The organism is Paenibacillus sp. MAH-35 (assembly GCF_058135425.1).
In genome coordinates this window covers 122839-145784 of the sequence record NZ_JBYUPU010000015.1, presented here as the reverse complement: position 1 = coordinate 145784, position 22946 = coordinate 122839, and the positions used below count along the sequence as shown (strand labels likewise).

Sequence of the window (22946 nt, the reverse complement as noted above, 5' to 3'; positions counted from 1 at the left end):
AGCCCCCCTCAAGATGAGATTTCCCAATTCGTAAGACCCCTGGTAGACGACCAGGTTGATAGGTTCGGGGTGGAAGCGCAGCAATGTGTGGAGCTGACGAATACTAATCGGTCGAGGGCTTATCCTATAATACTCCACGAACCTTCGTGGAGGCCTCAAGAGCCCTTGAGGTAACGTTTCAATCTCTCTCTTCTTCGGTTCGCATTCAGTTTTCAGGGAATAATTATGGAGAGGTACCCAAGAGGCCGAAGGGGGCGCTTTGCTAAAGCGTTAGGGTGTAACAGCCGCGAGGGTTCGAATCCCTCTCTCTCCGTTTTAACCTGTAATATGGCGGTGTAGCTCAGCTGGCTAGAGCGTACGGTTCATACCCGTGAGGTCGTGGGTTCGACTCCCTCCGCCGCTACCATATTAAGGACGCTTAGCTCAGCCGGGAGAGCATCTGCCTTACAAGCAGAGGGTCGGCGGTTCGATCCCGTCAGCGTCCACCATCTTTCTCCAGGCATGATTTAAGTGCTTGCAGGGAACGATTAGTAGTATTGAATCAACACGGAGCTGTGGTGTAGTGGCCTAACATGCCTGCCTGTCACGCAGGAGACCGCGGGTTCGAATCCCGTCAGCTCCGCCATTTGATTTCTCTTTCAAAGACGGATGAGAACCATTAGGTTCGTCGAAGCGCCCCATCGTTAGCAAATGCTTCGCAGTCTCGCCACGAAGTGGAGAGTATCCCGTCAGCTCCGCCATTCTTTTCACAATTTCATACATATGGCTCGGTAGCTCAGTCGGTAGAGCAGAGGACTGAAAATCCTCGTGTCGGCGGTTCGATTCCGTCCCGAGCCACCTTGCATGCTTCCTTTACAGGTTGCATCACATGGAGGCTTAGCGAAGTGGCCAAACGCAGCAGACTGTAAATCTGTTCTCTGACGAGTTCGGTGGTTCGAATCCATCAGCCTCCACCATTCCCTTCATCATGAGCCATTAGCTCAGTTGGTAGAGCACCTGACTTTTAATCAGGGTGTCGTAGGTTCGAGTCCTACATGGCTCATCGAAACCTCTCCAGAACCGGAGAGGTTTTTGCTTTTATACAGCTACCTATTAATAGCATCTACAAAAAGAAAAGAAGGTTGCCCTAAGCTCTTTTTACGAGCGGGAGCAACCTTCTTTTTGTTCCTTGGATTAGCTGCTTTTGTTCCTTAGCTATCTTTGAAGCTTCGCTGCCACCGACCTCATTTTTTGCTCCATGGAGGAGGGCAAGTCGCGCCGATCGTCGATTTTGATGGACGTGCAGACGCGCTGTGCACCGCCGGAGAACGGAGATTCATGCAGCTGCCGCACGACGTCCAGCAATACGGACAAGTCCCCTTCTATGATCGTGCTCATCGGCGTTAACTGATAATGAATCGCGCTTCCCGTTTTGTCCAATATTCGCTGCATATCGGCGACATAAGAACTGAGACTGGTTGTCCCGGTTCCAACCGGAATCACCGTAACCTCGACTATAGCCATACCGTATGTACCTCCCCTAAGACGATCCTCGGCAACCGTGGATCGATGAACGGCTAGTTACCGATTCGTTCTGATCTGTAATGGAATTTGATTGCAGCAGCAGACATGGCCGCTTCTCTAATTGTACACCCGAATCGCCAATGGGGGAACGGCACGAGGCAGCCAGGAAGAAGGGCTACAGCTCTTTACGACTGGCCCTTTCCTGAATATAGTCAGCCGTTCTGTAGGCGATAGCCATCACGGTATTCGTCGGATTGCCGCCACCGGAGGTGACGAATAAGCTGGCATCGCATACGAACAGGTTGGGGATGTCATGCGTTTGTCCATAGGCGTTCGTTACCGACGTATCCGAATTGTTCCCCATCCGGCAGCCCCCCGTTAGATGCGCCGTATCCGGAACTACATATTCGACAGCACCGCCGGCCGCGCGTAAAATCGAGCTCATCATTCCGACGGCATGTTGGATTAGCTTTCGATCGTTATCGCCGTAGCTGAACGATACTTTCGCTCTCGGAACGCCGTGCTGATCTGTCTCATCGGATAGGGTGACCCGGTTGTGCTCGGAAGGCAGCACTTCCCCAACCATCGTAATCCGACCGTAGTGATTGTAATCCAGGAGCGTCTCCTTCAGCCGCTGTCCCCACACGGGCCCTTGCTCCGATAAGGAAATTCCGCCTGCAAAACCGACGGGCCGCGCGCCATGGGCATGGAGCGTATATCCTCTAACGAAGGGATTGGCCGGGTCGGTTTCATAGAAATCCTGAGTCGTAGCCAGCACGGGCGTCCCTTTGTACAGGCGAACCTCCTGATCGAACTTGGCATACACGTCATGACTGCTGTGGGGCATAATCGCTTTGCCGACCCAACCGCTGCTGTTGGCCAATCCGTCGGGAAACTGGGAGTTTGCCGAGTTGAGCAGCAGCCGGGGAGTTTCCACCGCGAAAGCGGACAAGATGACGATACGAGCTTGTTGCTCGTACAGCTGCCCGTCATGAATAAATTCGACTCCGCGGGCCTTACCGTCTTTCCCCATCAATACCCGGGTTACCGTACAGTCGGCCAGCACCTCTGCGCCTGCTCGGATTGCTTTCGGAATATGGACAATCAACGTGCTGAATTTGGCGTTAGGCATGCAGCCTTCGTTGCAAAACCCGCGGTTGATGCAGGGAGGACGCCCCTCGAACGGAGCCGATAAAATCGCGAGAGGTGGCACTGAAGCGCGGATGCCAAGCTTCTCGCAGCCGTTCATAAACAAATAAGCATTGGGACTAAGCGGTTCCCTCTCGGGGTAAGGATAAGGTCCATGATAGTTTCCCCAAGGGAAAAACTTCGGTCCCGACACCGCTATCGCTTTCTCGACCCGAGAATAATAAGGCTCCAGGTCCGAGTAGCTAATCGGCCAGTCTTCTCCGACTCCATCCAGAGACCGGGTGCGAAAATCGGATTCGTGAAAACGCAAAAATACGCCGGTAAAGTGAGTAGTTCCCCCGCCCACCCCCCGACCTGAGTTGTTGTGTCCCATCTTAAGCGGATCGGCACCGTCTACCAGACGGGTTTCCTCCCAGCCGAGCGATCGCATCGCGAGTTCGTCGCTGGCGAAATTCCGCTGTGGGTCCCGGAACGGTCCAGCCTCCAGGACGACGACCCGCATCCCCGCCTCGCTTAATTGCTGGGCGAGCACGCCTCCCGCCGCGCCGGCTCCTACGATCACCGCATCGACCTGATCGTTTCCGTATTTACGCTGAAGTGTCATGGTTCGGGCTTCGCCTCCCAAGGATCGAGTTGTCCGATCTGAGTCCGCACATAACCTCTCGGATAAGCGGGTCCGCCGTAACCGATTTCGGACCATACTGTCGGATGCGAGTAGTACGATTCGACCGTCCAGCTCAGCAGGCGGCGGAATAAAGCCTTTTGCGGAAAGGCGGGATCGGCCAAAGGGAGCTTGCCTTCACTAAGGTCGGAAACAATCGAATACTGCTCACTTTCCGTTAGATCGATTAACGGACGGCTGAATGCAGTCAGGCACCACTGGTCGATCAGCTTCAAGCCGGTACGGATGAGCTCGGCAGCCCGGGGCACAGCTGAGCCGCGTTCGCTTTCCGGCGTTGGCCCGTTCACCGTCCGATCGATGTGCTGCAGAACGAACTGGATCACATTGGCCCGTGTATCCCCGGCCAGCATGGAGCACAGCGCACGCAGCATCTCTGTTTCGACGAGCGTCAAATAATCATATGTGAAATCGGCCTCGGTCCGGGACAAAACGATGGAGCGCGTCGTATCGTCCCAAGCCGCCTGTTCGCCAAGCACGTCATAATTCGGATATTTGGTTTTTTTCAAGGCAGCTCACCTCCAATATACGGCCAGTAGTCCCAGAGCGCTTATCGCTGTAAACAGAAACGGGAGCACAACCGGAGGACCGATCAGGAAATTGCGCATCGCGTAACCTCCGACACGGACGCCGACTCCTTTGGCGTGAAAATAAACGCCGACCAGGCCGTCAATCGCCCCAAGCACCATAAACACGACGAATAAGAGTCGCAGCCAGTTTGCGTTATAAAACGTAAGGGCAAGCCCTGTCGCAAAAAAGACGGGGGCCGAGACGACGGGAACCCACATTGATTTATGATGGAAATTTTGCCGGTAATGAAACATCGTTACCTGAATGCCGATCATGGCGAAAGCGGCGCTCACGAACAAAATAAGCAGACGATCGAGCGACCATGCATCCCAGTACATAGAAACTCCTCCTTCGAAAAGTATGGGCCCTGTCCTTTAAAGGAATCAGGGCGATTGTGGCTGTGGAAACGTAAGCGATCCGTGAGGCATAACGGCTACCTCGCAACCGTCGCCGAACCGGAGCGACCGGATGGTCGCGTTCAGATCAGGTGCGGGGATGAATCCGGCAAGTTCCACAAGCGGGTCAGGCATATCGGTATGAAGGTATACCGTATGCGGACCGACAATCTCTTGAATATGCGCGATCTTGTGAGCACCCAGCACGAACTGCTCGTTCAGCCTGGCCATAATCGTATTCCGGTCCTGAACGGTTTCGATCCAGTATTGAAAGATCCCGTTGCCGAACAGCTCCTCGCAGCGTGCGGCAAGAATAATCGCACCTCCGGGCTTGGTGAAAGCCGCGGCGTTTTGCAGCGTCTTAAGTGCCTGATAGAGCTGCATATCCTTCGGGTAGCCGCCGGTGGAAGCTATAACCAGGTCGTACTTCGTATCGGCATTTACAAAAAAACGGCTTCGCGCCGCTTCCAGCCCCCGGCGGTGCGTCGGAACCAGCTCCCCGGCAAACGCCTCCAGCAGCTCACGCCGATGGTTCGCGATTACGTTAAACAAAAAGTGAACCGGAACGACTCGCATCACCTCTTCCAAATCCCGGTGAACCGGGTTGTCCGGATCGCCAAGTCTCGCTTTATACTTTTGCGAGAGTGCGTGATTGGCCTCGATGCATCGCTTGGAAGCGGTGCCTGGCACCAGAGCTTTCACGCCGCCGGACACGCCCACGAGCCGGTGCGGCTCGATATTACCAGTAGCGATACGCAGGTCGGCCTCCACGACGATCCGATTGATCTCGATCGGGGTGCCGCTGCTGGTTGTCCCCACATAGACGCAATCTTCCGATAGGGCGGAATGATTCACAACCGCTACCCGGCGAAACACTTCTTCACCGGTCAATTCAATCAACTCCGCCTCCGTCTGTTTCCGGTGCATGCCCAAGGCCACGACAATCCGGATCTGTTCGTCGGATAGGCCAGCTTCGTTTAATTGTTCGAGAAGAGCGGGTAAAAAGAGCCGGCTTGGACAAAGCCGGGTATTGTCGCTGATCACGATTACGGCGCGCTTGCTTCCCGCAGCCGCTTCCCGCAACGATTTTCCCGCGACCGGTTGCTCCAGCGCATTCCGAATGATGCGGTCTGCCGGTAAATCGGCTTCTGACCGGTAATCCAGCACGGCCGGAGGCGACATGAAATCAACGTCCAGCTCGATTCGGCCTTTCCCGTAAGGAAGTAAAATCGGTCCGGCCTCCTTTCTGCGAAAAGAAAAGTTCGAATGGGAAAATTATGTCCATCGCGCACCATTAATAAACCGGATGGAAACGGAGACGATCGGATATCCTAACGGAAATGACTGCTTGCAAGGGAGGGAAACCGTATCGCTTGCTTATTTCCCGCGATTATCAGCTTCGGCATCGTATACGCACTGGTGCCGCTCATTCGGAGGACTGCACTGCGGATCGGCTTTGTGGATGCCCCAACGAAACGGAAAATTCATTCCAGCCCGATACCGCTTATGGGCGGAATCGCTTTATATCTCGGCTGTATGATCGCCATCTACGCTTTTGACGGAGCTTCGGCACGGTTCGCTGCCGTTTGTACCGGAGGAACATTACTTGTCGCTACGGGCTTGCTGGACGATTGGTATAAGGTAAAGGGCAAAGAATTTCCCGTATGGCCGAGGTTAGTCGTATACATAGTCGTCTCCGCCGTTCCGGCCTGGTTCGGGATTCAGATTATCGGGGTTACCAATGTCGCCGGCCAAGGCATGCTGCTGTTCCCCGTGTGGCTTTCGTGGATCGCAACGATGGCCTGGGTGTTCGGCATCACGAACATGATCAATTTTATCGACGGGGTGGACGGGCTTGCTTCCGGAATCGTCACCATCTCCTCGTTTACTTTATTGATTGCAGCCATCTTCAAGGAGCAGCACGGAACCGCGATTTTGGCCGCAGCGCTGGCCGGAGCTTGTCTTGCTTTTCTGGCGTTCAACTTTTATCCGGCACGAATCTTCATGGGGGATGCCGGCGCTGTATTTCTCGGCTATACGCTAGCGGTGCTTGCGGTAGACGGTTCGTTCAAAAGCGCAACGATGATCTCCACGCTCGTCCCCGTATTTGCCATCGGGGTGCCGATCATGGATTCGGTAATTGTGATGACAAGGCGATTGTGGAGCGGCAAAGGGCTGCATCGCGCCGACAAGCTGCATACCCATCATACGCTGATGAGCTGGGGGCTGACCCAGACGCAAACCGTGTCCTTCCTGTATTTGATCGGGATGTTGTTTTCCTTGTTGTCGATTATTTTGCTGCTTGTGATCGGTTGATGAATCCGATTCAGAATGGATGGATAATGGTAATCTTGTTATTGATAAAACGTATGGAAATAGCTGTGGAGGGACTATCGTTTTGATTCGAAGGAAGAAGTTGCTGCCGGTGCGAGTGGCTGTCGTTCTGGTTGGACTGACAGCTGCAACCGCATATCTATGTAATTATGTTCACGCTTCGCATCATCAGGAGCCGGCGGAACCGGCTATTGCAGTCGCCCAAGACCGCTTCAGGACGGAGTCGGCCGAAGCCGGCATCATAGGAATGAACCAGAAGCAAGCCGCACTGGACACGGACCGGCTGCGCATCGTGCGGACAGCCCGGAAATATTTAGGAACGCCTTATGTTTACGGCGCCAAGTACGGACAGACCGATACGTTTGACTGCTCCTCGTTTGCAAAGACGGTATTCGCCGAACATGGAATGGAATTGCCCCGGGTATCCCGCGATCAGGCGAAGCTGGGGGAGCCGGTGGAACGGGACGAATTGAGTGTAGGGGATCTGGTTTTTTTCGCTACGGATGAAACGCACGGGGGGATCGGGCATGTCGGCATCTATACCGGCAGCGGGAGAATGATCCATACGTACGGAGACGGAGGAGTCAAATACAGCCGCATCGATTCCGGCTACTGGGAGGAGCGGTACGTAACGGCAAGGAGGCTCCTTAAATAAAACGCGGCATCCCTCCAGCGACCGGACCCGGGATTCATTCCCGCCCGCAGCAAGGTTTTCATCCCCCTTCAAAACGTGTATCATGAAACTATAGTTTGGAGGGGTTTACAATATGGTGCAATGGGAGCGGTTAACGCAGCAACTGGGACAAATACTGGGCGCCGAATTCAAACTGGGCCGAATTCCCGTTACCGAGTGGAATGAGGCGGCGGAAGAGGGCAAGTCGGGCAAGAGCCGCGATATCGGCAGCCGGGTTCATTTTTTTCTTATGAAAGAAAGCGGACAAGTCCAGACGATAGCAGTGGAGAAATCCGTATTAACACCGTCTGAGAAGCAGCTGGTGGAACTGGCCATGGAAGCTTATCGCGTACAGGAGAAACGGGGCGCCGCAACGGCTCACTCGGAGGACGAGCGGAAGTCCCAACTTATCCGAAGCTGGATCAGCCAACAATTGGAGCAAGGAATTACCGATGCGGAGCTGCCGGAGTCGCTTGCGTCCACCTTCGCTTTGTACGCACAGAAGATTCCGCTCCTCGTATACGGCGATTATTCCGATCAGCGCAAAGCCGTATTTCAGGATTTGAAAAAGCTGCTCGAGTCGTTTTTCGATTGCGAGATCGTGCTGATTCCGCTGCTGGACAAGGAGTGGCTGATCCTGGGCCCCGAATCGCTGTTGCAGGAAGGCGGAGAAGGGGAAGAGGAGACGGCGGAGGATACGCTCGCTTCGCTTGGACTTGCGCTGCACGAGATGCTCGCCACCGAATGGATGGGCGAATGCCATATTGCCGTCGACTACCCGCTGATGCCTTCCAAATCGCTGCTCGGCTCGGTTGTGAAGCTGCGTGAGGCGATGACGCTTGGCCGCACTTATCATGTGTCGGATAATATTCATATGCCGTGGAAGCTGCAGCTTGAGAAGCTGCTTCATCCGATCGGCGACGAGGCACGTCAGTTATTTCTGGAGAGAGTGCTGAAACGGGTCGATCTGTTTAAGGATACGGAGACGGTCACGACGCTGGAGCAGTTTATCGCGCTGGACTGCAGTGTCAGCGAAACGGCCAAAAAGCTGTTCATTCACCGCAATACGCTGCTGTACCGGCTGGACAAGTTCAAGCAGGAGACGGGGCTCGATGTCCGTACGTTCCATCACGCGTTATTGGTGCATATGGCGCTCTTATTGTACAAAGTAACGAAAAGAACCTAATTTTTTTGTAAGCAATGTGCATAGCCATGAAAGTGGACGTAGGTTAATATATAGGTAAGTGATAGATGATTATAGGAGGAATGATCCATGGCAGGCGTACGTTTGAATCATATCGTTAAGAAATATCCAGGGGCCGCAGAAGATACCGTTAAAGACTTTAACCTTGAAATTAAAGACAAAGAGTTTTTGGTGCTTGTAGGCGCATCCGGATGCGGTAAATCGACGACGCTCCGTATGATCGCTGGTCTTGAGGAAATTTCGTCCGGCGAGCTGTACATCGGCGACCGTCTGGTGAACGACGTAGCTCCTAAAGATCGCGACATCGCGATGGTATTCCAATCCTATGCTTTGTACCCGCACATGAACGTTTATCAGAACATGGCGTTCGGTCTGAAACTCCGTAAATTCAAAAAAGCCGAAATCGACGCACGCGTGCGCGAAGCAGCTAAAATTCTCGATATTGAAGTCCTGCTCGACCGTAAGCCGAAGGCTCTCTCCGGCGGTCAGCGTCAGCGTGTCGCCTTGGGCCGCGCAATCGTACGGGACCCGCAAGTGTTCCTGATGGACGAACCTCTTTCCAACTTGGACGCCAAACTCCGCGTACAGATGCGCGCCGAGATCAGCAAATTGGCAAAACGTCTGGAAACAACCGTTATCTACGTAACGCATGACCAGACGGAAGCCATGACCATGGGCGACCGGATCGTCGTTATGCACCAAGGCATTATCCAGCAAGCGGCTTCTCCGGAAGAGATCTACAACTTCCCGACCAATATGTACGTAGCCGGCTTTATCGGATCGCCTTCGATGAACTTCATTCACGGTTCTTTGTCAGAGTCCGGCGGCAAAGTCCGCTTCAAATCGCAAGGTGTCGACGTTGTACTGCCGGAAGGCAAAGCGCAAATCTTGCGCGATAAAGGCTACATCAACAAAGAAGTCGTGTTCGGTATCCGTCCGGAAGATCTTCACGACGAGCCGATCTTCTTGGAAGGCTCCCCGGACAGCCACGTGACCGCAACGATTGAAGTATCGGAAAACCTTGGTCACGAAGTTCAGCTTCACCTGAGCGGACTCGGAACACAAACGATCGTCGCTCGTGTCGATGGACGTACCGGCTTCAAGGATGGCATGACGATTAAATTGGCGATGGATATGAACAAAATCCATATCTTCGACAAAGAGACTGAAATTAACGTATTGCTGTAATTATATAGTTCAGGACGAAAAACCGGTGGAAACACCGGTTTTTTGTTTTGCTTGGAAGTATCAAGTAACGGAGTCTTTTTGAGGCTAAGACCCTGCTGAATTCCATATTCGATGTCGAGCAGGCTTTCGGATCTGCTTCGTGATCAAAAGTGGACTTTTTGAACAACCTCTAGTAGCGGTGCCTGACGATCGGTGTTTAACTGAACTTGCAAGGCGTTACAAGGTTGCTTTCGAACCGCATTTCCATTACGATAATGACATTGGAACAAAAAGGAGACGTCAGGCATGGGGAAAAAGACGAAAGTATCCGAACTTGTCCACCATTTTAATCTGGAGGTCGTAGCCGGGGAGGAAGGGCTCGGACGATTGATCAAGGTGGCGGATATTTATCGGCCCGGCTTGGAAATGGCGGGATACTTCGCCTACCACCCCCGGGAACGGGTTCAAATATTGGGAAGAACAGAGCTGACGTTTTTCGAGACGTTGTCGGCTGAACAACGGCACGAGCGCATGTCCAAGCTCTGCAATGAAGAGACGCCCTGCATCATCGTAACGCGCGGGCTAAATGTGCCGGAGGAGCTGATCGGCCTGGCGGGGGAACACCGTCTGCCGGTACTCCGAAGCCCGCTGGCGACAACGACGCTGGTCAGCCGGATTACCGGATTTCTGGAGAACAAGCTGGCTCCTACGACGACGATTCACGGGGTACTGGTTGAAGTGTACGGTATCGGTATGCTCATCACCGGCACCAGCGGCATCGGCAAAAGCGAGACGGCGCTGGAGCTCGTCAAACGGGGACACCGGCTGATCGCCGACGACGCCGTAGAGATCCGGCAGACGCCGGACAACGTCCTGATCGGCAACGCCCCGGAACTGATCAAGCATCTGCTGGAGATACGGGGAGTCGGCATTATTAACGTTATGACGCTGTTCGGAGCGGGCGCTATCCGGAACAATAAAAAAATATCGCTGGTGATCCGTCTCGAGACGTGGCAGCAGGACAAGGAATACGACCGTCTGGGCATCGACGAGGAACTGACGAGAATTATCGAAACCGACATTCCGCTCGTTACGATCCCGGTCAGGCCTGGACGCAATCTGGCCGTTATTATCGAGGTGGCCGGGATGAATTACCGGTTGAAGCGAATGGGCTACAATGCGGCCTTGCAGTTTACAAACAAGCTGACCGAGTCGATATCCGGCGATTTGGACGATTCGGAATAATGTTGGTGTAGAGGAGTTGGAGCATGGCTTATTTACTCGATCCGATCGCATTCTCGCTCGGTCCGATTACCGTGCGCTGGTATGGCATCATTTTAGGCTCAGCGGCTCTTATCGGGTTATGGCTCGCTGTGATGGAAGGCAAACGGTTCCGAATCCCGCCTGATTTCTTCATGGATCTGCTGCTGATCGGAGTTCCTTCGGCCATTATCGGAGCGCGGATCTATTATGTAGCGTTCAAATGGGATGCCTACAAAAACGATTTGCTTGAAATCTTTAAAATATGGAACGGCGGCATCGCCATCTATGGGGCGCTGATCGGCGCCATTATCGCCGGTTATATCTATATGCGGCGCAAAGGTTACGATTTCTGGCGAATCGCCGACATATGCGCGCCATCGTTAATCGCCGGCCAGATGATCGGCCGTTGGGGCAACTACGTCAACCAGGAAGCGCACGGCGGACCGGTAACGGAATCGTTTCTGCGCGACTCGCTCCATCTGCCCGCCTGGATTACGGATCAGATGTATATCGACGGGCAGTTTTATCATCCGACGTTTTTGTACGAATCGATGTGGAACCTGCTAGGGCTGCTCCTGCTGTTCTTCCTGCGGCGCCAAAGCTTCTTGCGTGCGGGCGAGCTGTTTTTCAGCTATTTTATCTGGTATTCGATCGGAAGGTTCTTCATTGAAGGACTGCGTACCGACAGTTTGGCCTTTACGGCTCCCGAATGGTTCGCCTCAATCATTAACGGATTGTGGTCTCCGATGCTCGTCTTGTTCGAGCCGGGCTCGATGGATTACGGCAACGTGCGGATCTCGCAGCTCATCGGTATTCTCATTATCATTGCGGCGGTGATCCTGATCGTACTGCGCCGTAAAAAGGGCTGGTCCGCCGAGAAGTATTCGGACCCGATCATTTCGACCAAATCTGCGCCTCCGGCCGCAACGGAAGCGAACTAACCGGCAGCAGCACAGCAACACAACGGGGGGATAGGAACTAGGATGCCGATTACAACTGTACTGTTCGATCTTGACGGTACGATCGTCGATACGAATGAACTGATCGTCCGTTCGTTTTTACATACGCTGGAGGGAGAGACGGAGAGAGCGTTCACCCGGGAAGATATTATTCCGCATATGGGATTTGCGCTTATGGAACAGCTTCGTTTCTTCACAGGCCAAGAGCAGGTAGACGAGCTTGCCGTCAAATACCGGACCTTTAATCAAAGCAAACATGACGAACTGGTCACGGAATTCCCCCATGTCCCGGAAGTATTGGCCGAGCTTGCACGGAGGGGCATCCGGATGGGAGTCGTAACGAACAAGATCCGGCAGACGACGCTGATGGGGCTCCGGTTATGCGGAATCGAATCGTACATGGAGACGATCGTGACGGCAGACGATGTCGCCAGGGGCAAGCCTGATCCTGAGGCAGTACTGAAGGCGCTGGAGCAGCTCGGAGTCGCTCCGGAAGAAGCGCTGATGGTCGGGGACAGCAAGTATGATATTATCGCCGGCCGCGATGCGGGAGTGAAAACCGTCGGGGTGTCCTGGTCGCTTAAGGGCGAGGAGCATCTTCGTTCGTTCGATCCGGATTACATCATTCACGATATGAAGGATCTGCTTGAAATCGTAAGGTAAAGAGGGATTCCGCATTGAGACAAACCAAACGGTATCCGGTAGAAGGGCCGAACGCGCTCTGGCAAGTGTATAAAACGGTGAACAAGTGGAAAGTGGTGCGCAACTTCGTATTTATCCAAATCTCCCGGTACTGTCCTTCGCTTCCGGTAAAAAACTGGATTTATCGAAGGGTGCTCGGCATGAGGGTTGGAGAACATACCGCATTTGCGCTGATGGTGATGGTGGACGTCTTCTTCCCGGAGAAGATCGAGGTCGGGTCCAACTCGATTATTGGTTATAATACGACGATACTCGCCCATGAATATCTAATCGGAGAATACCGGCTCGGCGACGTGAAGATCGGCTCTAACGTGATGATCGGCGCCAATACGACGATATTGCCCGGTGTGACGATCGGCGATAACGCGATTGTCGGTGCAGGTGCCGTCGTTCACCGGGACGTAGCGCCCGGAAGCTTTGTAGCAGGCAATCCGCTACAGGTCATCCGCGAATAGTACATACAGGAAGGGTCTGGCGCGAGGCGTCAGACCCTTCTGCTGTACCAGCTCCATACCCGGTCAATATCCTGCTTGTCGATATGTTCGACACTCCACGTATTGTCTCCGGTATGACCCATCAGATTCACTTTGAGCGTCATCACCCGCTTCTTCCGTTGGGTGACGGACCCTTTCACTTGCAGCGAGATGATCTGCGGTCTGCGCACGTAACAGGTTGTCTTGGCGATCAACCGATTCTGGATCGTAAGCTGCTTGTCCGTCAACGTCATGCCGGAATCGAGGAATCGTCTCGTGGCCCAAGCCGTAACAAGCGGAAGCAGCAGAAGCGACCACATGCCGGGAATGCGAATGTAGGCGATGAGTCCGGCGCTTAGTAGGGCAGCCAGGAGCAGTTCGATCCGGATGTAATACAAGAAAGCCCGCTTCGGCGGCCGTGCTTCGATAGGCGTTGCGGCAAATTGCGGCAGAATCGCTTCTATTATACGGGGCAGCTCGCTCATTCGAAAAAGCGGATGGAACATCAGTTTGTCTTCTTTGGCGGAAGCGACGACCCGGAGCTCCATCTGACCGTATCCGAGCGCTTGTCGCAGCCAGCCTTCCTTGACCATAACCGCCTGGACGCGTTCGGGCGAGAAGAGATGCTTCTTTTTCTCCAGCAGACCGTAAGTGACCGCGATTTGTTCGCCTTGGCGGGTGACGGTAAAGCCGGCATATTTAATCACATAAAGGACGACCGACAAGAGCCAAGCGAGCAGCAATCCGATCAGCGCGGCGATCACGATCGCCCAGCCGGAAGGCATCAGGGCGGTCGCCTCTTCGAAGATCCGATCGGAAAACCGCTGCGGAAGCAAGTCGTCGGCAAATGACATGACGCCGGCAATAAACACGAAAACGAGTCCGATGTTCATGGAGGTAAAGGCGGCTTTCGCCAGTTGGCCGGCCGATAGACGGACGATCGGGGCGGCAGCCGACTCCGTATCGCGTGGCTCTCTTAGGCTGCTGTCAGCAGCATCGGCAGAAGCATCGCCAAGCTCCGGCTTCTCGGCGGAGACGTGGTCAGGATGACGATCCGCGGCAGCTTTCGCTTCGCGGAGCCAGAGCTGCAACCGCTCAGCGTCCGCGACAGCCACCGCAGGTAATACTCCGTCCGAATCGGCTTTGCCGCCGGGCGTCTCGATCTTTAATTGAACGACGCCCAGCAGCCGCTGGAGCAGAGGCTGTTCGGTGTTGACGGAATGAATGCGGCCAAAATAGATGGACTTTTCCTCGCGGAATAAGACCCCTTTGCGAATTACGATTTTGTCGTCTTCAAGCACATAAACGAATTTTTTCCATTGCAACACGCCGAAAACGATCAGTACGATCAGAAGTGCAGGAGCAACGGTGTACACGGCCCAGTGAGGATTGCTCCAGTCAATGTCTTTGAAGAGAATGAGAATAATTAGCGGGAGCATCGCTTTAATCCATTGAACGGTTGTAAATACAACAAACACGGGGTGCAGCCGGCGCGTCTCATTCATCGTCGTCCACCACTTTCGCCAGCACGCCTATGCGCCGTTTCAACCGTTCCGCATCGTCCTGCTTCAGACCGCTGATCCGGTGAGTGGTCGCCGCCGTGACGACTTTCACTTCAGCCAGCCCGTACTTCCGCATCAGCGGCCCGCTCTCGATCTCGACGTGCTGCACCCGTACCATCGGAACAAGTACGTTGCTGATAAAGAGAAGTCCGGAGCGGATCTCCAGCTCCTCTTCGAACACTTCATAGGCGAAACGGCGGAATTCCACAGTCGGAACGATCCAAACAAAGACGACAAATGTCAGGGCGAACAGACCGAGGGCGATCCAGCCGGGTAGCAGTATCCAGTCCCACCGGCTTGCCGCGACCAGATAAGCGGCCGACAGGAGGAGCAGCAGACCGTTCAAGATCATTGCGCTAATGCGGGAAGCTTTGATCGAATCCGGGTGAAGCCGCTGAGTCAGACCAGGTTCCATATATGCAGTCACTCCTTGGATGTAGTATATCCTTATTGGTAATACGTTAAAGAGGCCCAATCGTTCTATCCCTTATTAAAACGGTCCAAAAGACGGTTGGTTACAGCAAGCAAGGGGGACATATGGATGACGATCCTGATTGTAATCTTATTAATTATCATTATACTCCTGCTGCTGCATATAAACAGCAAGCTGCCGGGCAGAGACTACATCCAAGAGGCGCTTAAACGAGATCAAGAGAGGGCCAAACAGAAAGAAAACAGCTCCGAATGATGGGCTTTAAAAAGACAAGCGGTCAAGTAACCTGCAATTGACGCTGTAGAGCGTCCGTGGTACACTATCAGATAAATTCCTTTATTTTGTTAGCATGGTAGATTGGTAATACATTAACGCGATAAAGCGACAATATGCGGGGGAAAACGATACAACTGTCGGGGAAAAGGGGAGTGGCCCATGTCAAAGCCAAAAGTATTTGAAAAGCCGACTGGCGTAAAAGATTATTTGCCGGATACGGTCGCCAAGCTGCGCCGCATCGAGACGAATGTGCTGGAATGCATGCACAAGTGGGGGTACCGCCAAATCATAACGCCCACATTGGAATATTACGACACGGTAGGAGTGGCGAGCTCTACGACCGACCGGAGACTGTTCAAGCTGCTGGACAAAAAAGGGACGACGGTCGTGCTCCGCTCGGAAATGACCGGACCGATCGCACGCGTTGTCGGATCGCTGCTGAAGGATCATCCGTTCCCGCTGCGGCTTTCCTACCACTCGAACGTTTTTCGGGCTTTCGAGGAAGAAGCGGGGCGGGAAGCGGAGTTTTTCCAAACCGGAGTCGAGCTGGTCGGAGACGGCTCCGCCGACGCGGATGCGGAAGTGGTCGCACTGGCGATCGCTTGCCTGAAGGCGGCTGGGGTACGCGATTTCAAAATCGCGATCGGGCACGTCGGATTTTTGAACGGCTTGTTCCAGGAGGCGCTGTCCGGACGCGAGGAGGAGCAAAGCGCGCTTAAGGAACGGCTGCTGCAGCGGGATCACGTCGGCTACCGGAACTTGCTTGCCGGATACGGACTTGAAGACGGCATTCGCTCCGAGCTGGAGGGCATCTTGCGCTTGCGCGGCGGTCAGGAAATATGCGAGCAGGCGAGAGGGTTGTCGCTCGACCGGCTGGCGCAGGATGCGATTCAGCATCTGTGCGAGGTATGGGACGTGCTGAAAGCGTATGGGGTCAGCGAGCATGTGCTGATCGATCTGACGATGATCGGCGATTTTACGTATTACACGGGGATGACGTTCGAAGGATATGCGGCGGATCTCGGGTTCCCCGTCTGCAGCGGGGGCCGGTACGACAATCTGCTGAAGCAGTTCGACCGACCGGCAGCCGCCACCGGATTTGCCCTGAAGACGAACCGGATGCTGGAGGTCGCCGTGTGCGATCCGGCCGAAGAGCTGTACCGCGTTCTCGTGGTGTATACGCCCCGGAATGTTGGAGAGGCGCTCGCGCATGCTCAGGAGCTGCGGAGCAGACCGAATGTGATGGTGGAGACGCTGCGCGTGGATGCGGACAAGAAGGACGGTTCCGGTACCCGCTTGACAGAGCGTGCGGCCAGTCCGGTAAATCTCGAAGCGTACAGCGAAGTCATCGAGTTTGGCTGACGAAAGGATGGTTGAGATGCAGGACCTGTTGAAGGTAGCGATTCCGAAAGGGAGAATCGTCAAGCATATTCACCGGTTGTTCCAGGACGCGGGCATGCCGCTGCCGGAGGATTTGGACGATTCGCGCAAATTTATTATCCCCGCCCACGAGATGGGCATGGAATTTATCGTGGCCAAACCGGCCGATGTGCCGACGTACGTCGAGTACGGGGTGGCGGATATCGGGATCGCCGGGAAAGACGTGATGATGGAAGAAAACCGCAACGTGTACGAGCTGCTCGATCTGGGCATCGCTCGCTGCCGGTTCTCGGTCATCGGCCTGCCGGATTGGAAGCCGGTGCTTAATCCGCGGGTGGCGAGCAAGTTTCCGAATGTCGCATCGCAATATTTCCGCGAGAAGGGCCAGCAGGTCGAAGTGATCAAGCTGAACGGAAACGTCGAGCTGGCGCCGTTGATCGGCCTCGCCGACCGGATCGTCGATCTTGTCGAGACCGGCAATACGATCCGGGAAAACGGACTGGTGGAGCTGGAGAAAATAGCGGATATCACGAGCCGTCTCGTGGCCAACCGGGTCAGCTACCGGATGAAAAACGGAGCGGTGCAGCAGCTGTGCGACCGGCTGCAGTCGGCGATTAACGCTGCGGCTGTACGATGAACGAAAGGAGGCTGGCAACGTGCGCATCATGAAGGCTAACGAATTCAAGCTGGCGAGGGAAGTGGAATACGGCTCGCCGGAGCAGAATGCAGCGGTTAACGAGATTTTGAACGCCGTTCGCACGGAGGGAGACGCCGCGGTGCTGCGGTATACGGAGCGGTTCGACCGGGTGAAGCTGGAGGCCGGTCAGCTCCGAGTCACGGAGCAGGAGATCTTGGCCGCTTATGACCGTGTGGAGCCGCGGTTTATCGAGGCGCTCCGGCGGGCGGCGGCCAATATCCGCAGCTTCCACGAGAAGCAGAAGCGTACGTCGTGGATGGATGTGCAGCCGGACGGAACGACGCTCGGCCAGATCATCCGGCCGCTAAGACGCGTCGGACTGTACGTGCCGGGCGGCAAAGCGGCGTACCCGTCGTCCGTGCTGATGAACGCGATCCCGGCGCAAGTGGCCGGAGTGCCCGAGATCGTGATGGTGACCCCGGCATCGACGGGAGGCAAGGAAGGGATCGATCCGTATATTCTGGTCGCGGCGGCGGAAGCCGGCATTCGCGAAATGTACCGGGTCGGAGGCGCTCAGGCGGTCGGGGCACTGGCCTACGGCACCGCTACGATCCCGCCTGTCGATAAGATCGTCGGGCCGGGCAACATCTACGTCGCTCTCGCGAAGCGGTACGTGTACGGCGTAGTCGATATCGACAGTATCGCCGGCCCGAGCGAGATCCTGGTGCTTGCCGACGATAGCGCCGACCCGGCTTATATCGCCGCCGACCTGCTGTCGCAGGCGGAGCATGACGAGATGGCGTCATCCATCCTCGTCACCACTTCGCAATCGCTCGCCGAGTCGGTTCAGGCCGAGGTAGCCCGCCAGCTCGAGTCGCTCCCGCGCAAAGAAATTGCCGAGCGCTCGATCCGCGAGCGGGGCGCGATCCTGATGGCGGACAGCGAGGAGGAAGCGGTCGCGACCTCGAACCGGCTGGCGCCGGAGCATCTGGAGATTCTCGTCCGCGAGCCGTTCGGCATGCTCGGACGAATCGAGAACGCCGGCGCGATATTCCTCGGACCGTACAGCACGGAGCCTGTAGGCGACTATTATGCGGGACCGAACCACATTTTGCCGACCAACGGAACGGCGCGGTTCTCGTCGCCGCTGAACGTCGACGACTTCCTGAAGAAGTCGAGCGTCATTCACTACAGCAAGGAAGCGCTGCTGCGCAGCGGCGAGGACATCATCACCCTGGCGAAGCACGAAGGCTTGGAAGCCCACGCGAGGGCGGTTCAAATTCGATTGGAAAAGGAAGGGAAGCGCACATGAGTGATATAGCGAATCGGCCAACACGTACGGCGGCCATCGAACGGAAGACGAACGAGACGAATATTAAGCTTGCTTTCAATGTGGACGGTACCGGGGTTTCGGAGATTCAGAGCGACGTCCATTTTATGAACCATATGCTGGACCTGTTTACGAAGCACGGCCTGTTCGATCTGCGGGTCGAAGCCGACGGCGACATCGAGATCGACGATCACCATACGACGGAGGATATGGGCATCTGTCTCGGCCAGGCGTTCCGCGAAGCGCTCGGCGACAAGCGGGGGATTAAGCGGTATGCGAACGTGTTCGTGCCGATGGACGAAGCGCTGGCCCAGGTCGCGGTCGACATCAGCAACCGTCCTCACCTCGAATACCGGGCGGAGTTCCCTTCCGCTCAGGTAGGCAGCTTTACGACGGAGCTTGTACACGAATTTTTGTGGAAATTCGCGCTCGAAGCCCGGATTACGCTGCACGTCATCGTCCATTACGGCAGCAATACGCACCATATGGTGGAGGCGATCTTCAAGGCGCTGGGCCGTGCGCTTGACGAGGCGACCACGATCGATCCGCGCGTTCAGGGCGTTCCGTCTACGAAGGGAGTGCTCTAACGCGTGATCGCCATTATCGATTACGGCATGGGGAATTTGCACAGCGTAAGCAAAGCGGTCGAGCGGTTAGGGTTTGAAGCGGTCGTAACGTCCGATCCTGAGGTTATCCTGTCTGCAAATGGGGCGGTGCTCCCGGGTGTCGGTGCATTCGGCGACGCGATGGACAATCTTCGCGAGACCGGGTTGAAGGAAACGGTGCTGGAGTACGCAGCCAGCGGCAAGCCGCTGCTGGGCATTTGCCTCGGGATGCAGCTGCTGTTCAGCGAAAGCGAGGAGCACGGGCAGCATAGCGGGCTGAATTTGCTGCCAGGCAAAGTCGTCCGCTTCCGCGGGCCGTACAAAGTGCCGCATATGGGCTGGAACCGGCTGTCGTTCCGCCGCGCCTCGCCTTTGCTGGAAGGGTTGGAGGAAGGACACGTTTACTTTGTCCACTCGTACCATGTCATTCCGGAGGAAACGAACGATCTGCTCGCTACGACGGATTATTACCAGGCGGTCACGGCGATTGTCGGACGGGGTAACGTGTACGGGATGCAGTTTCATCCGGAGAAGAGCAGTGATCTCGGCATGAAGCTGCTGGAGCGTTTCCTGAAGCTTTGCCGCTGACGACCGGCGGCTGTTCATCCGTTTTATCCGGTGAGGGCAGATTACCTTGACGGGGAGAGAAGTGTTGTCAGTTTACTATGGAAGAAAAGCGGGGGAAGAGACTATGCTGGCGAAACGGATTATACCTTGTCTGGACGTCAAGGACGGACGGGTCGTAAAAGGCGTCAATTTTGTCAACCTGCGGGATGCCGGCGATCCGGTCGAACTTGCGGCCGTGTATGACCGGGAAGGCGCGGACGAACTCGTATTTCTCGATATCTCCGCCTCGGTGGAAGGACGCGCGACGATGATCGAGGTTGTGAAGAAAACGGCGGGGGAGATTACGATTCCGTTCACGGTCGGCGGCGGCATCTCCAGCACGGACGATATGAAGCGGCTTCTGCGCGCAGGCGCGGACAAGATCGGGATCAACACGGCCGCGATCAAAAATCCGCGTCTGATCGAAGAGGGCGCGTCCAAATTCGGATCGCAATGTATCGTCGTCGCGATTGACGCCAAGTACAACGAGTCTTGGGGCGAATGGGAAGTGTACACGCACGGCGGACGCAATGCGACGGGCATCAAGGCGCTCGAATGGGCGCAGCAGGCGGAAGCGCTTGGAGCGGGGGAGATTCTGCTGACGAGCATGGATGCGGACGGTACGAAGGACGGCTTCGACCTGGCGCTGACGAAGGCGGTATCGGAAAGCCTCGGCATTCCGGTTATCGCCTCCGGCGGAGCGGGAAGCAAGGAGCATTTCTACGACGTATTCACGCAAGGCAAAGCCGATGCCGGACTTGCCGCGACGATTTTTCACTATAAAGAGATGACGATTCAAGAGGTTAAGGACGATCTGAGAGGCAAAGGAGTGGAGGTCCGATGAGCGGTCAAACGTTTGAACAGCTGGCGGATGCGATCAAATGGGATGAGGCGGGGCTCGTTCCGGCTATCGTGCAGGATGCGGTCAGCAAGGAAGTGCTCATGCTCGCCTACATGAACCGGGAATCGCTGAAGCTTACGGCCGAGTCCGGGGAAACCTGGTTTTGGAGCCGTTCCCGTTCGGAGCTGTGGCATAAAGGGGCGACATCCGGACATATCCAGAGGGTTCGCTCGCTGCGCTACGACTGTGACGGCGATACGCTGCTCGTGACGGTGGAGCAGACGGGGCCGGCTTGCCATACCGGCAAATACAGCTGCTTCTATAATGTCGCCGATGTGAGCGGAGCGGACGGAAGCGAGGCAACTTCCGGGCCGAAGAACCGGTTCGAGATTCTCGAGAAGCTGGAAGCGACGATCGCCCAGCGCGATGCGGAACGTCCGGAAGGGGCGTACACGACGTATCTGTTCGAGAAAGGCGTCGATAAAATACTGAAGAAAGTCGGGGAAGAAGCGGGCGAAGTGATCATCGCAGCCAAAAACCGCAGCCACGAGGAGCTGCGCTATGAAGCCAGCGACCTGATCTTCCATCTGATGGTGCTGCTGCGCGAGCAGAAACTGCCGCTCGATGACCTGCTCGGAGAGCTGGAACGCCGGTATATGAAACAAAAAAGCGATTACGCGATCAGTTGAGCCTGAAATGTATCGAATAGGACGATCCCACCCGAGACTTGTCATTATGGAGTAAGGGTGGGTGTTTTTTTACGATTCACGCAAGTAAGTTTAAACGTTCGCTAAAGTGCTAAAGCGAATCGAGACATTTTGAACCAAGGAAAGCTGCCTCTTACGCAAGGTCATGCATCGTGGCAAAGGCTTCGTTTAGAAGCTTTTCTTAATATCCGATACGTAATCTGGACCGGGATGGAGATGCTAACCGACTAAGGAAGATGTACAGTCCAGCCGGTTGATTCGCCTTTATTTCCAGAAGATGCTTAAACTTGACTTTTTTTCGGTCGGATTTGGAAGTAAAACGGGGCTATTTGTGACGAATTGATGAAATGCGGATATGAAAGCTTTTGAAAAAACTTGTCGAGGGAGTATAATAGTGCTTGGACAGGCACGCCTGGGTATTGTCGAAACAAGTTAATAATTGATGAAACGTGCTGGAAGGCTTCAACCATTTCTAGGAGGTAACCATGTACAAGGACAATTGTAAAATTTTTTCCGGATCGTCCAATCCGAAGCTCGCCGCAAGCATCTGCGCCGAACTGGGTATTCCGCTCGGTCAAATCAAGCTTTCCCGCTTCAAGAGCGGCGAAGTGTACTGCCTGTACGAGGAGTCGGTCCGTAATTGCGACGTCTTCCTGGTACAGACGTTCTCGCATCCGATCAACGATCATTTCGTAGAGCTGCTTGTTATGATCGATGCGGCTAAGAGGGCATCCGCCAGAACGATCAACCTTGTCATCCCGTACTATGGTTATTCCAGACAGGAACGCAAAGCCGCTCCTCGCGAACCGATATCGGCCAAGCTGGTAGCCGATCTGCTGACGACCGCGGGCGCCAACAGCATTGTGACGGTCGATCTGCATGCGCCGGCCATTCAGGGCTTCTTTAATATACCGGTTAACCACATGACCTCACTCGATCTGATCAGCGATTATATCCGCAACAAAAAGATTCCGAATCCGGTCGTCGTCTCTCCGGACGTCGGACGTGCGTCTACCGCCGAAAATTTGGCGAACATTCTCAACGCTCCGTTCGCGATCATGATCAAGAAGCGCCACGCCCACAACGAAGCGACGATTACGCACGTCATCGGCGACGTGGAAGGCCGCACTCCAATCATTATCGAAGACATGATCGACACCGGCAATTCGATTATTAAAGTCGTGGAAGGTCTCAAGGAACGGGGAGCGGAGGATTGCTTCGTCTGTGCGACGCATCCGATCTTCTCGGGACCGGCGCTTCAGCGGCTGGATCATCCGAATATCCGGGAAGTGGTCATTACCGATTCGATCGCGCTGCCGGACGGACATCCGGAGCGGTTCAAAGTGTTGTCGCTCGCCCACTTGTTCTCTGACGCCATTCGGATTATCCGTGAAGGCGGATCGATCAGCACGCTGTTCAAATACGGCGGCGTGTAAGGCTCGCCTATTGCAATCAGGCCGACCTCCGGCCGGACGCCGCCGCGAAATGCCAGCAAAGC

Annotated in this window: 24 protein-coding genes, 7 tRNA genes and 1 rRNA gene; 25 read left to right on the top strand and 7 right to left on the bottom strand. The window is 55.1% G+C overall.

Translation table 11 applies throughout. The features are described 5' to 3' along the window. From AC3Y2E_RS17990 to AC3Y2E_RS17955, 8 genes are all read left to right on the top strand, one after another. Positions 1-127 (top strand): 23S ribosomal RNA (locus tag AC3Y2E_RS17990); the annotation flags it as partial. Positions 128-227: 100 nt separating this feature from the next. After that, positions 228-313, top strand: a tRNA-Ser gene (locus tag AC3Y2E_RS17985). Between the two features lie 16 nt (positions 314-329). Continuing rightward, positions 330-406: transfer RNA gene (locus tag AC3Y2E_RS17980), tRNA-Met, on the top strand. 6 nt (positions 407-412) lie between these two features. Further along, positions 413-488, top strand: a tRNA-Val gene (locus tag AC3Y2E_RS17975). A 60-nt stretch (positions 489-548) separates the two neighbouring features. Continuing rightward, positions 549-625 (top strand) — tRNA-Asp (locus tag AC3Y2E_RS17970). A 139-nt stretch (positions 626-764) separates the two neighbouring features. Beyond that, a tRNA-Phe gene (locus tag AC3Y2E_RS17965) sits at positions 765-837 on the top strand. Positions 838-870: 33 nt separating this feature from the next. Next, positions 871-956 (top strand) — tRNA-Tyr (locus AC3Y2E_RS17960). A 13-nt stretch (positions 957-969) separates the two neighbouring features. Then, positions 970-1042: transfer RNA gene (locus tag AC3Y2E_RS17955), tRNA-Lys, on the top strand. A gap of 152 nt (positions 1043-1194) precedes the next feature. Here the strand turns inward: AC3Y2E_RS17955 and AC3Y2E_RS17950 are convergent. From AC3Y2E_RS17950 to AC3Y2E_RS17930, 5 genes are all read right to left on the bottom strand, one after another. Continuing rightward, the gene (locus tag AC3Y2E_RS17950; RefSeq protein WP_190930306.1) at positions 1195-1503 is read right to left on the bottom strand and encodes an MTH1187 family thiamine-binding protein; all 309 of its coding nucleotides are present in this window, start codon (positions 1501-1503) and stop codon (positions 1195-1197) included. Between the two features lie 175 nt (positions 1504-1678). Further along, a complete protein-coding gene (locus AC3Y2E_RS17945) occupies positions 1679-3256 on the bottom strand; it encodes a GMC family oxidoreductase (RefSeq protein WP_379212705.1) in 1578 nt (525 codons plus the stop codon). Next, positions 3253-3840: a gluconate 2-dehydrogenase subunit 3 family protein gene (locus tag AC3Y2E_RS17940; protein ID WP_379212703.1), complete on the bottom strand. Its 588-nt coding sequence runs from the start codon at positions 3838-3840 to the stop codon at positions 3253-3255. The genes AC3Y2E_RS17945 and AC3Y2E_RS17940 overlap by 4 nt, the downstream gene beginning before the upstream one ends. 6 nt (positions 3841-3846) lie before the next feature. Then, positions 3847-4239, bottom strand: a complete 393-nt coding sequence (locus tag AC3Y2E_RS17935; RefSeq protein ID WP_190930303.1) for a hypothetical protein — start codon at positions 4237-4239, stop codon at positions 3847-3849. A 45-nt stretch (positions 4240-4284) separates the two neighbouring features. Then, positions 4285-5526, bottom strand: coding sequence for a nickel-dependent lactate racemase family protein (locus tag AC3Y2E_RS17930; protein WP_379212710.1), 1242 nt, complete (start codon positions 5524-5526; stop codon positions 4285-4287). Positions 5527-5754: 228 nt separating this feature from the next. On the opposite strand from AC3Y2E_RS17930, the gene AC3Y2E_RS17925 reads away from it, so the two are divergent. From AC3Y2E_RS17925 to AC3Y2E_RS17890, 8 genes are all read left to right on the top strand, one after another. Further along, the gene (locus tag AC3Y2E_RS17925; protein ID WP_379212701.1) at positions 5755-6612 is read left to right on the top strand and encodes an MraY family glycosyltransferase; all 858 of its coding nucleotides are present in this window, start codon (positions 5755-5757) and stop codon (positions 6610-6612) included. 82 nt (positions 6613-6694) lie between these two features. Further along, positions 6695-7285 (top strand): C40 family peptidase, encoded by a 591-nt coding sequence (locus AC3Y2E_RS17920; protein WP_379212696.1) that lies wholly within the window; start codon positions 6695-6697, stop codon positions 7283-7285. 112 nt (positions 7286-7397) lie between these two features. Beyond that, positions 7398-8489, top strand: coding sequence for a PucR family transcriptional regulator (locus AC3Y2E_RS17915; protein ID WP_379212694.1), 1092 nt, complete (start codon positions 7398-7400; stop codon positions 8487-8489). An 87-nt stretch (positions 8490-8576) separates the two neighbouring features. Further along, on the top strand, positions 8577-9695 hold the full coding sequence (locus AC3Y2E_RS17910; RefSeq protein ID WP_190930301.1) for an ABC transporter ATP-binding protein: 1119 nt from the start codon (positions 8577-8579) through the stop codon (positions 9693-9695). 285 nt (positions 9696-9980) lie between these two features. Next, on the top strand, positions 9981-10919 hold the full coding sequence (hprK, locus tag AC3Y2E_RS17905; RefSeq protein ID WP_190930300.1) for an HPr(Ser) kinase/phosphatase: 939 nt from the start codon (positions 9981-9983) through the stop codon (positions 10917-10919). Positions 10920-10942: 23 nt separating this feature from the next. Beyond that, positions 10943-11878, top strand: a complete 936-nt coding sequence (gene lgt / locus AC3Y2E_RS17900; protein WP_379212691.1) for a prolipoprotein diacylglyceryl transferase — start codon at positions 10943-10945, stop codon at positions 11876-11878. A gap of 42 nt (positions 11879-11920) precedes the next feature. Beyond that, a complete protein-coding gene (ppaX, locus tag AC3Y2E_RS17895; RefSeq protein ID WP_190930298.1) occupies positions 11921-12559 on the top strand; it encodes a pyrophosphatase PpaX in 639 nt (212 codons plus the stop codon). A gap of 14 nt (positions 12560-12573) precedes the next feature. Beyond that, positions 12574-13053, top strand: coding sequence for an acyltransferase (locus AC3Y2E_RS17890; RefSeq protein ID WP_379212688.1), 480 nt, complete (start codon positions 12574-12576; stop codon positions 13051-13053). Between the two features lie 29 nt (positions 13054-13082). On the opposite strand, the gene AC3Y2E_RS17885 is transcribed toward AC3Y2E_RS17890, so the two are convergent. Continuing rightward, positions 13083-14576 (bottom strand): PH domain-containing protein, encoded by a 1494-nt coding sequence (locus tag AC3Y2E_RS17885; RefSeq protein WP_379212686.1) that lies wholly within the window; start codon positions 14574-14576, stop codon positions 13083-13085. Beyond that, positions 14569-15048 carry a PH domain-containing protein gene (locus tag AC3Y2E_RS17880; RefSeq protein WP_379212684.1) on the bottom strand — a complete coding sequence of 160 codons (480 nt, stop codon included), beginning with the start codon at positions 15046-15048 and terminating at the stop codon, positions 14569-14571. Before AC3Y2E_RS17880 ends, AC3Y2E_RS17885 begins: the two co-directional genes overlap by 8 nt. A 126-nt stretch (positions 15049-15174) precedes the next feature. Between AC3Y2E_RS17880 and AC3Y2E_RS17875 the strand changes: the two genes are divergently transcribed. The 9 genes from AC3Y2E_RS17875 to AC3Y2E_RS17835 all read left to right on the top strand — a co-directional run bounded on the left by AC3Y2E_RS17875 (position 15175) and on the right by AC3Y2E_RS17835 (position 22884). Next, the gene (locus AC3Y2E_RS17875; RefSeq protein ID WP_190930294.1) at positions 15175-15321 is read left to right on the top strand and encodes a hypothetical protein; all 147 of its coding nucleotides are present in this window, start codon (positions 15175-15177) and stop codon (positions 15319-15321) included. Between the two features lie 180 nt (positions 15322-15501). After that, positions 15502-16704: an ATP phosphoribosyltransferase regulatory subunit gene (locus AC3Y2E_RS17870; protein WP_379212681.1), complete on the top strand. Its 1203-nt coding sequence runs from the start codon at positions 15502-15504 to the stop codon at positions 16702-16704. A 16-nt stretch (positions 16705-16720) separates the two neighbouring features. Continuing rightward, positions 16721-17359 carry an ATP phosphoribosyltransferase gene (gene hisG, locus AC3Y2E_RS17865; protein ID WP_379212679.1) on the top strand — a complete coding sequence of 213 codons (639 nt, stop codon included), beginning with the start codon at positions 16721-16723 and terminating at the stop codon, positions 17357-17359. Between the two features lie 28 nt (positions 17360-17387). Next, positions 17388-18671 (top strand): histidinol dehydrogenase, encoded by a 1284-nt coding sequence (gene hisD, locus AC3Y2E_RS17860; protein ID WP_223836875.1) that lies wholly within the window; start codon positions 17388-17390, stop codon positions 18669-18671. Further along, positions 18668-19276 (top strand): imidazoleglycerol-phosphate dehydratase HisB, encoded by a 609-nt coding sequence (gene hisB / locus AC3Y2E_RS17855; protein WP_379212677.1) that lies wholly within the window; start codon positions 18668-18670, stop codon positions 19274-19276. The genes hisD and hisB overlap by 4 nt, the downstream gene beginning before the upstream one ends. Positions 19277-19279: 3 nt before the next feature. After that, on the top strand, positions 19280-19882 hold the full coding sequence (gene hisH, locus AC3Y2E_RS17850; RefSeq protein ID WP_379212675.1) for an imidazole glycerol phosphate synthase subunit HisH: 603 nt from the start codon (positions 19280-19282) through the stop codon (positions 19880-19882). A gap of 103 nt (positions 19883-19985) precedes the next feature. Next, on the top strand, positions 19986-20744 hold the full coding sequence (gene hisF / locus AC3Y2E_RS17845; protein WP_190930288.1) for an imidazole glycerol phosphate synthase subunit HisF: 759 nt from the start codon (positions 19986-19988) through the stop codon (positions 20742-20744). Further along, complete coding sequence (gene hisIE / locus AC3Y2E_RS17840; RefSeq protein ID WP_379212673.1) at positions 20741-21430, top strand: bifunctional phosphoribosyl-AMP cyclohydrolase/phosphoribosyl-ATP diphosphatase HisIE; 690 nt, start codon at positions 20741-20743, stop codon at positions 21428-21430. The genes hisF and hisIE overlap by 4 nt, the downstream gene beginning before the upstream one ends. A 503-nt stretch (positions 21431-21933) precedes the next feature. Beyond that, complete coding sequence (locus AC3Y2E_RS17835; RefSeq protein ID WP_332075330.1) at positions 21934-22884, top strand: ribose-phosphate diphosphokinase; 951 nt, start codon at positions 21934-21936, stop codon at positions 22882-22884. Positions 22885-22946: the final 62 nt, after the last annotated feature.

Bases quoted from the DNA above. Each gene is read 5' to 3' on its own strand.
- hisF (WP_190930288.1), top strand. From the start codon at position 19,986: ATGCTGGCGAAACGGATTATACCTTGTCTGGACGTCAAGGACGGACGG.
- AC3Y2E_RS17880 (WP_379212684.1), bottom strand. From the start codon at position 15,048: ATGGAACCTGGTCTGACTCAGCGGCTTCACCCGGATTCGATCAAAGCT.
- AC3Y2E_RS17910 (WP_190930301.1), top strand. From the start codon at position 8,577: ATGGCAGGCGTACGTTTGAATCATATCGTTAAGAAATATCCAGGGGCC.
- hisB (WP_379212677.1), top strand. From the start codon at position 18,668: ATGAGTGATATAGCGAATCGGCCAACACGTACGGCGGCCATCGAACGG.
- AC3Y2E_RS17885 (WP_379212686.1), bottom strand. From the start codon at position 14,576: ATGAATGAGACGCGCCGGCTGCACCCCGTGTTTGTTGTATTTACAACC.
- AC3Y2E_RS17935 (WP_190930303.1), bottom strand. From the start codon at position 4,239: ATGTACTGGGATGCATGGTCGCTCGATCGTCTGCTTATTTTGTTCGTG.
- hisD (WP_223836875.1), top strand. From the start codon at position 17,388: ATGAAGGCTAACGAATTCAAGCTGGCGAGGGAAGTGGAATACGGCTCG.
- AC3Y2E_RS17915 (WP_379212694.1), top strand. From the start codon at position 7,398: ATGGTGCAATGGGAGCGGTTAACGCAGCAACTGGGACAAATACTGGGC.
- AC3Y2E_RS17945 (WP_379212705.1), bottom strand. From the start codon at position 3,256: ATGACACTTCAGCGTAAATACGGAAACGATCAGGTCGATGCGGTGATC.
- AC3Y2E_RS17870 (WP_379212681.1), top strand. From the start codon at position 15,502: ATGTCAAAGCCAAAAGTATTTGAAAAGCCGACTGGCGTAAAAGATTAT.
- hisG (WP_379212679.1), top strand. From the start codon at position 16,721: ATGCAGGACCTGTTGAAGGTAGCGATTCCGAAAGGGAGAATCGTCAAG.
- hisIE (WP_379212673.1), top strand. From the start codon at position 20,741: ATGAGCGGTCAAACGTTTGAACAGCTGGCGGATGCGATCAAATGGGAT.
- ppaX (WP_190930298.1), top strand. From the start codon at position 11,921: ATGCCGATTACAACTGTACTGTTCGATCTTGACGGTACGATCGTCGAT.
- AC3Y2E_RS17835 (WP_332075330.1), top strand. From the start codon at position 21,934: ATGTACAAGGACAATTGTAAAATTTTTTCCGGATCGTCCAATCCGAAG.
- AC3Y2E_RS17875 (WP_190930294.1), top strand. From the start codon at position 15,175: ATGACGATCCTGATTGTAATCTTATTAATTATCATTATACTCCTGCTG.
- AC3Y2E_RS17950 (WP_190930306.1), bottom strand. From the start codon at position 1,503: ATGGCTATAGTCGAGGTTACGGTGATTCCGGTTGGAACCGGGACAACC.
- lgt (WP_379212691.1), top strand. From the start codon at position 10,943: ATGGCTTATTTACTCGATCCGATCGCATTCTCGCTCGGTCCGATTACC.
- hprK (WP_190930300.1), top strand. From the start codon at position 9,981: ATGGGGAAAAAGACGAAAGTATCCGAACTTGTCCACCATTTTAATCTG.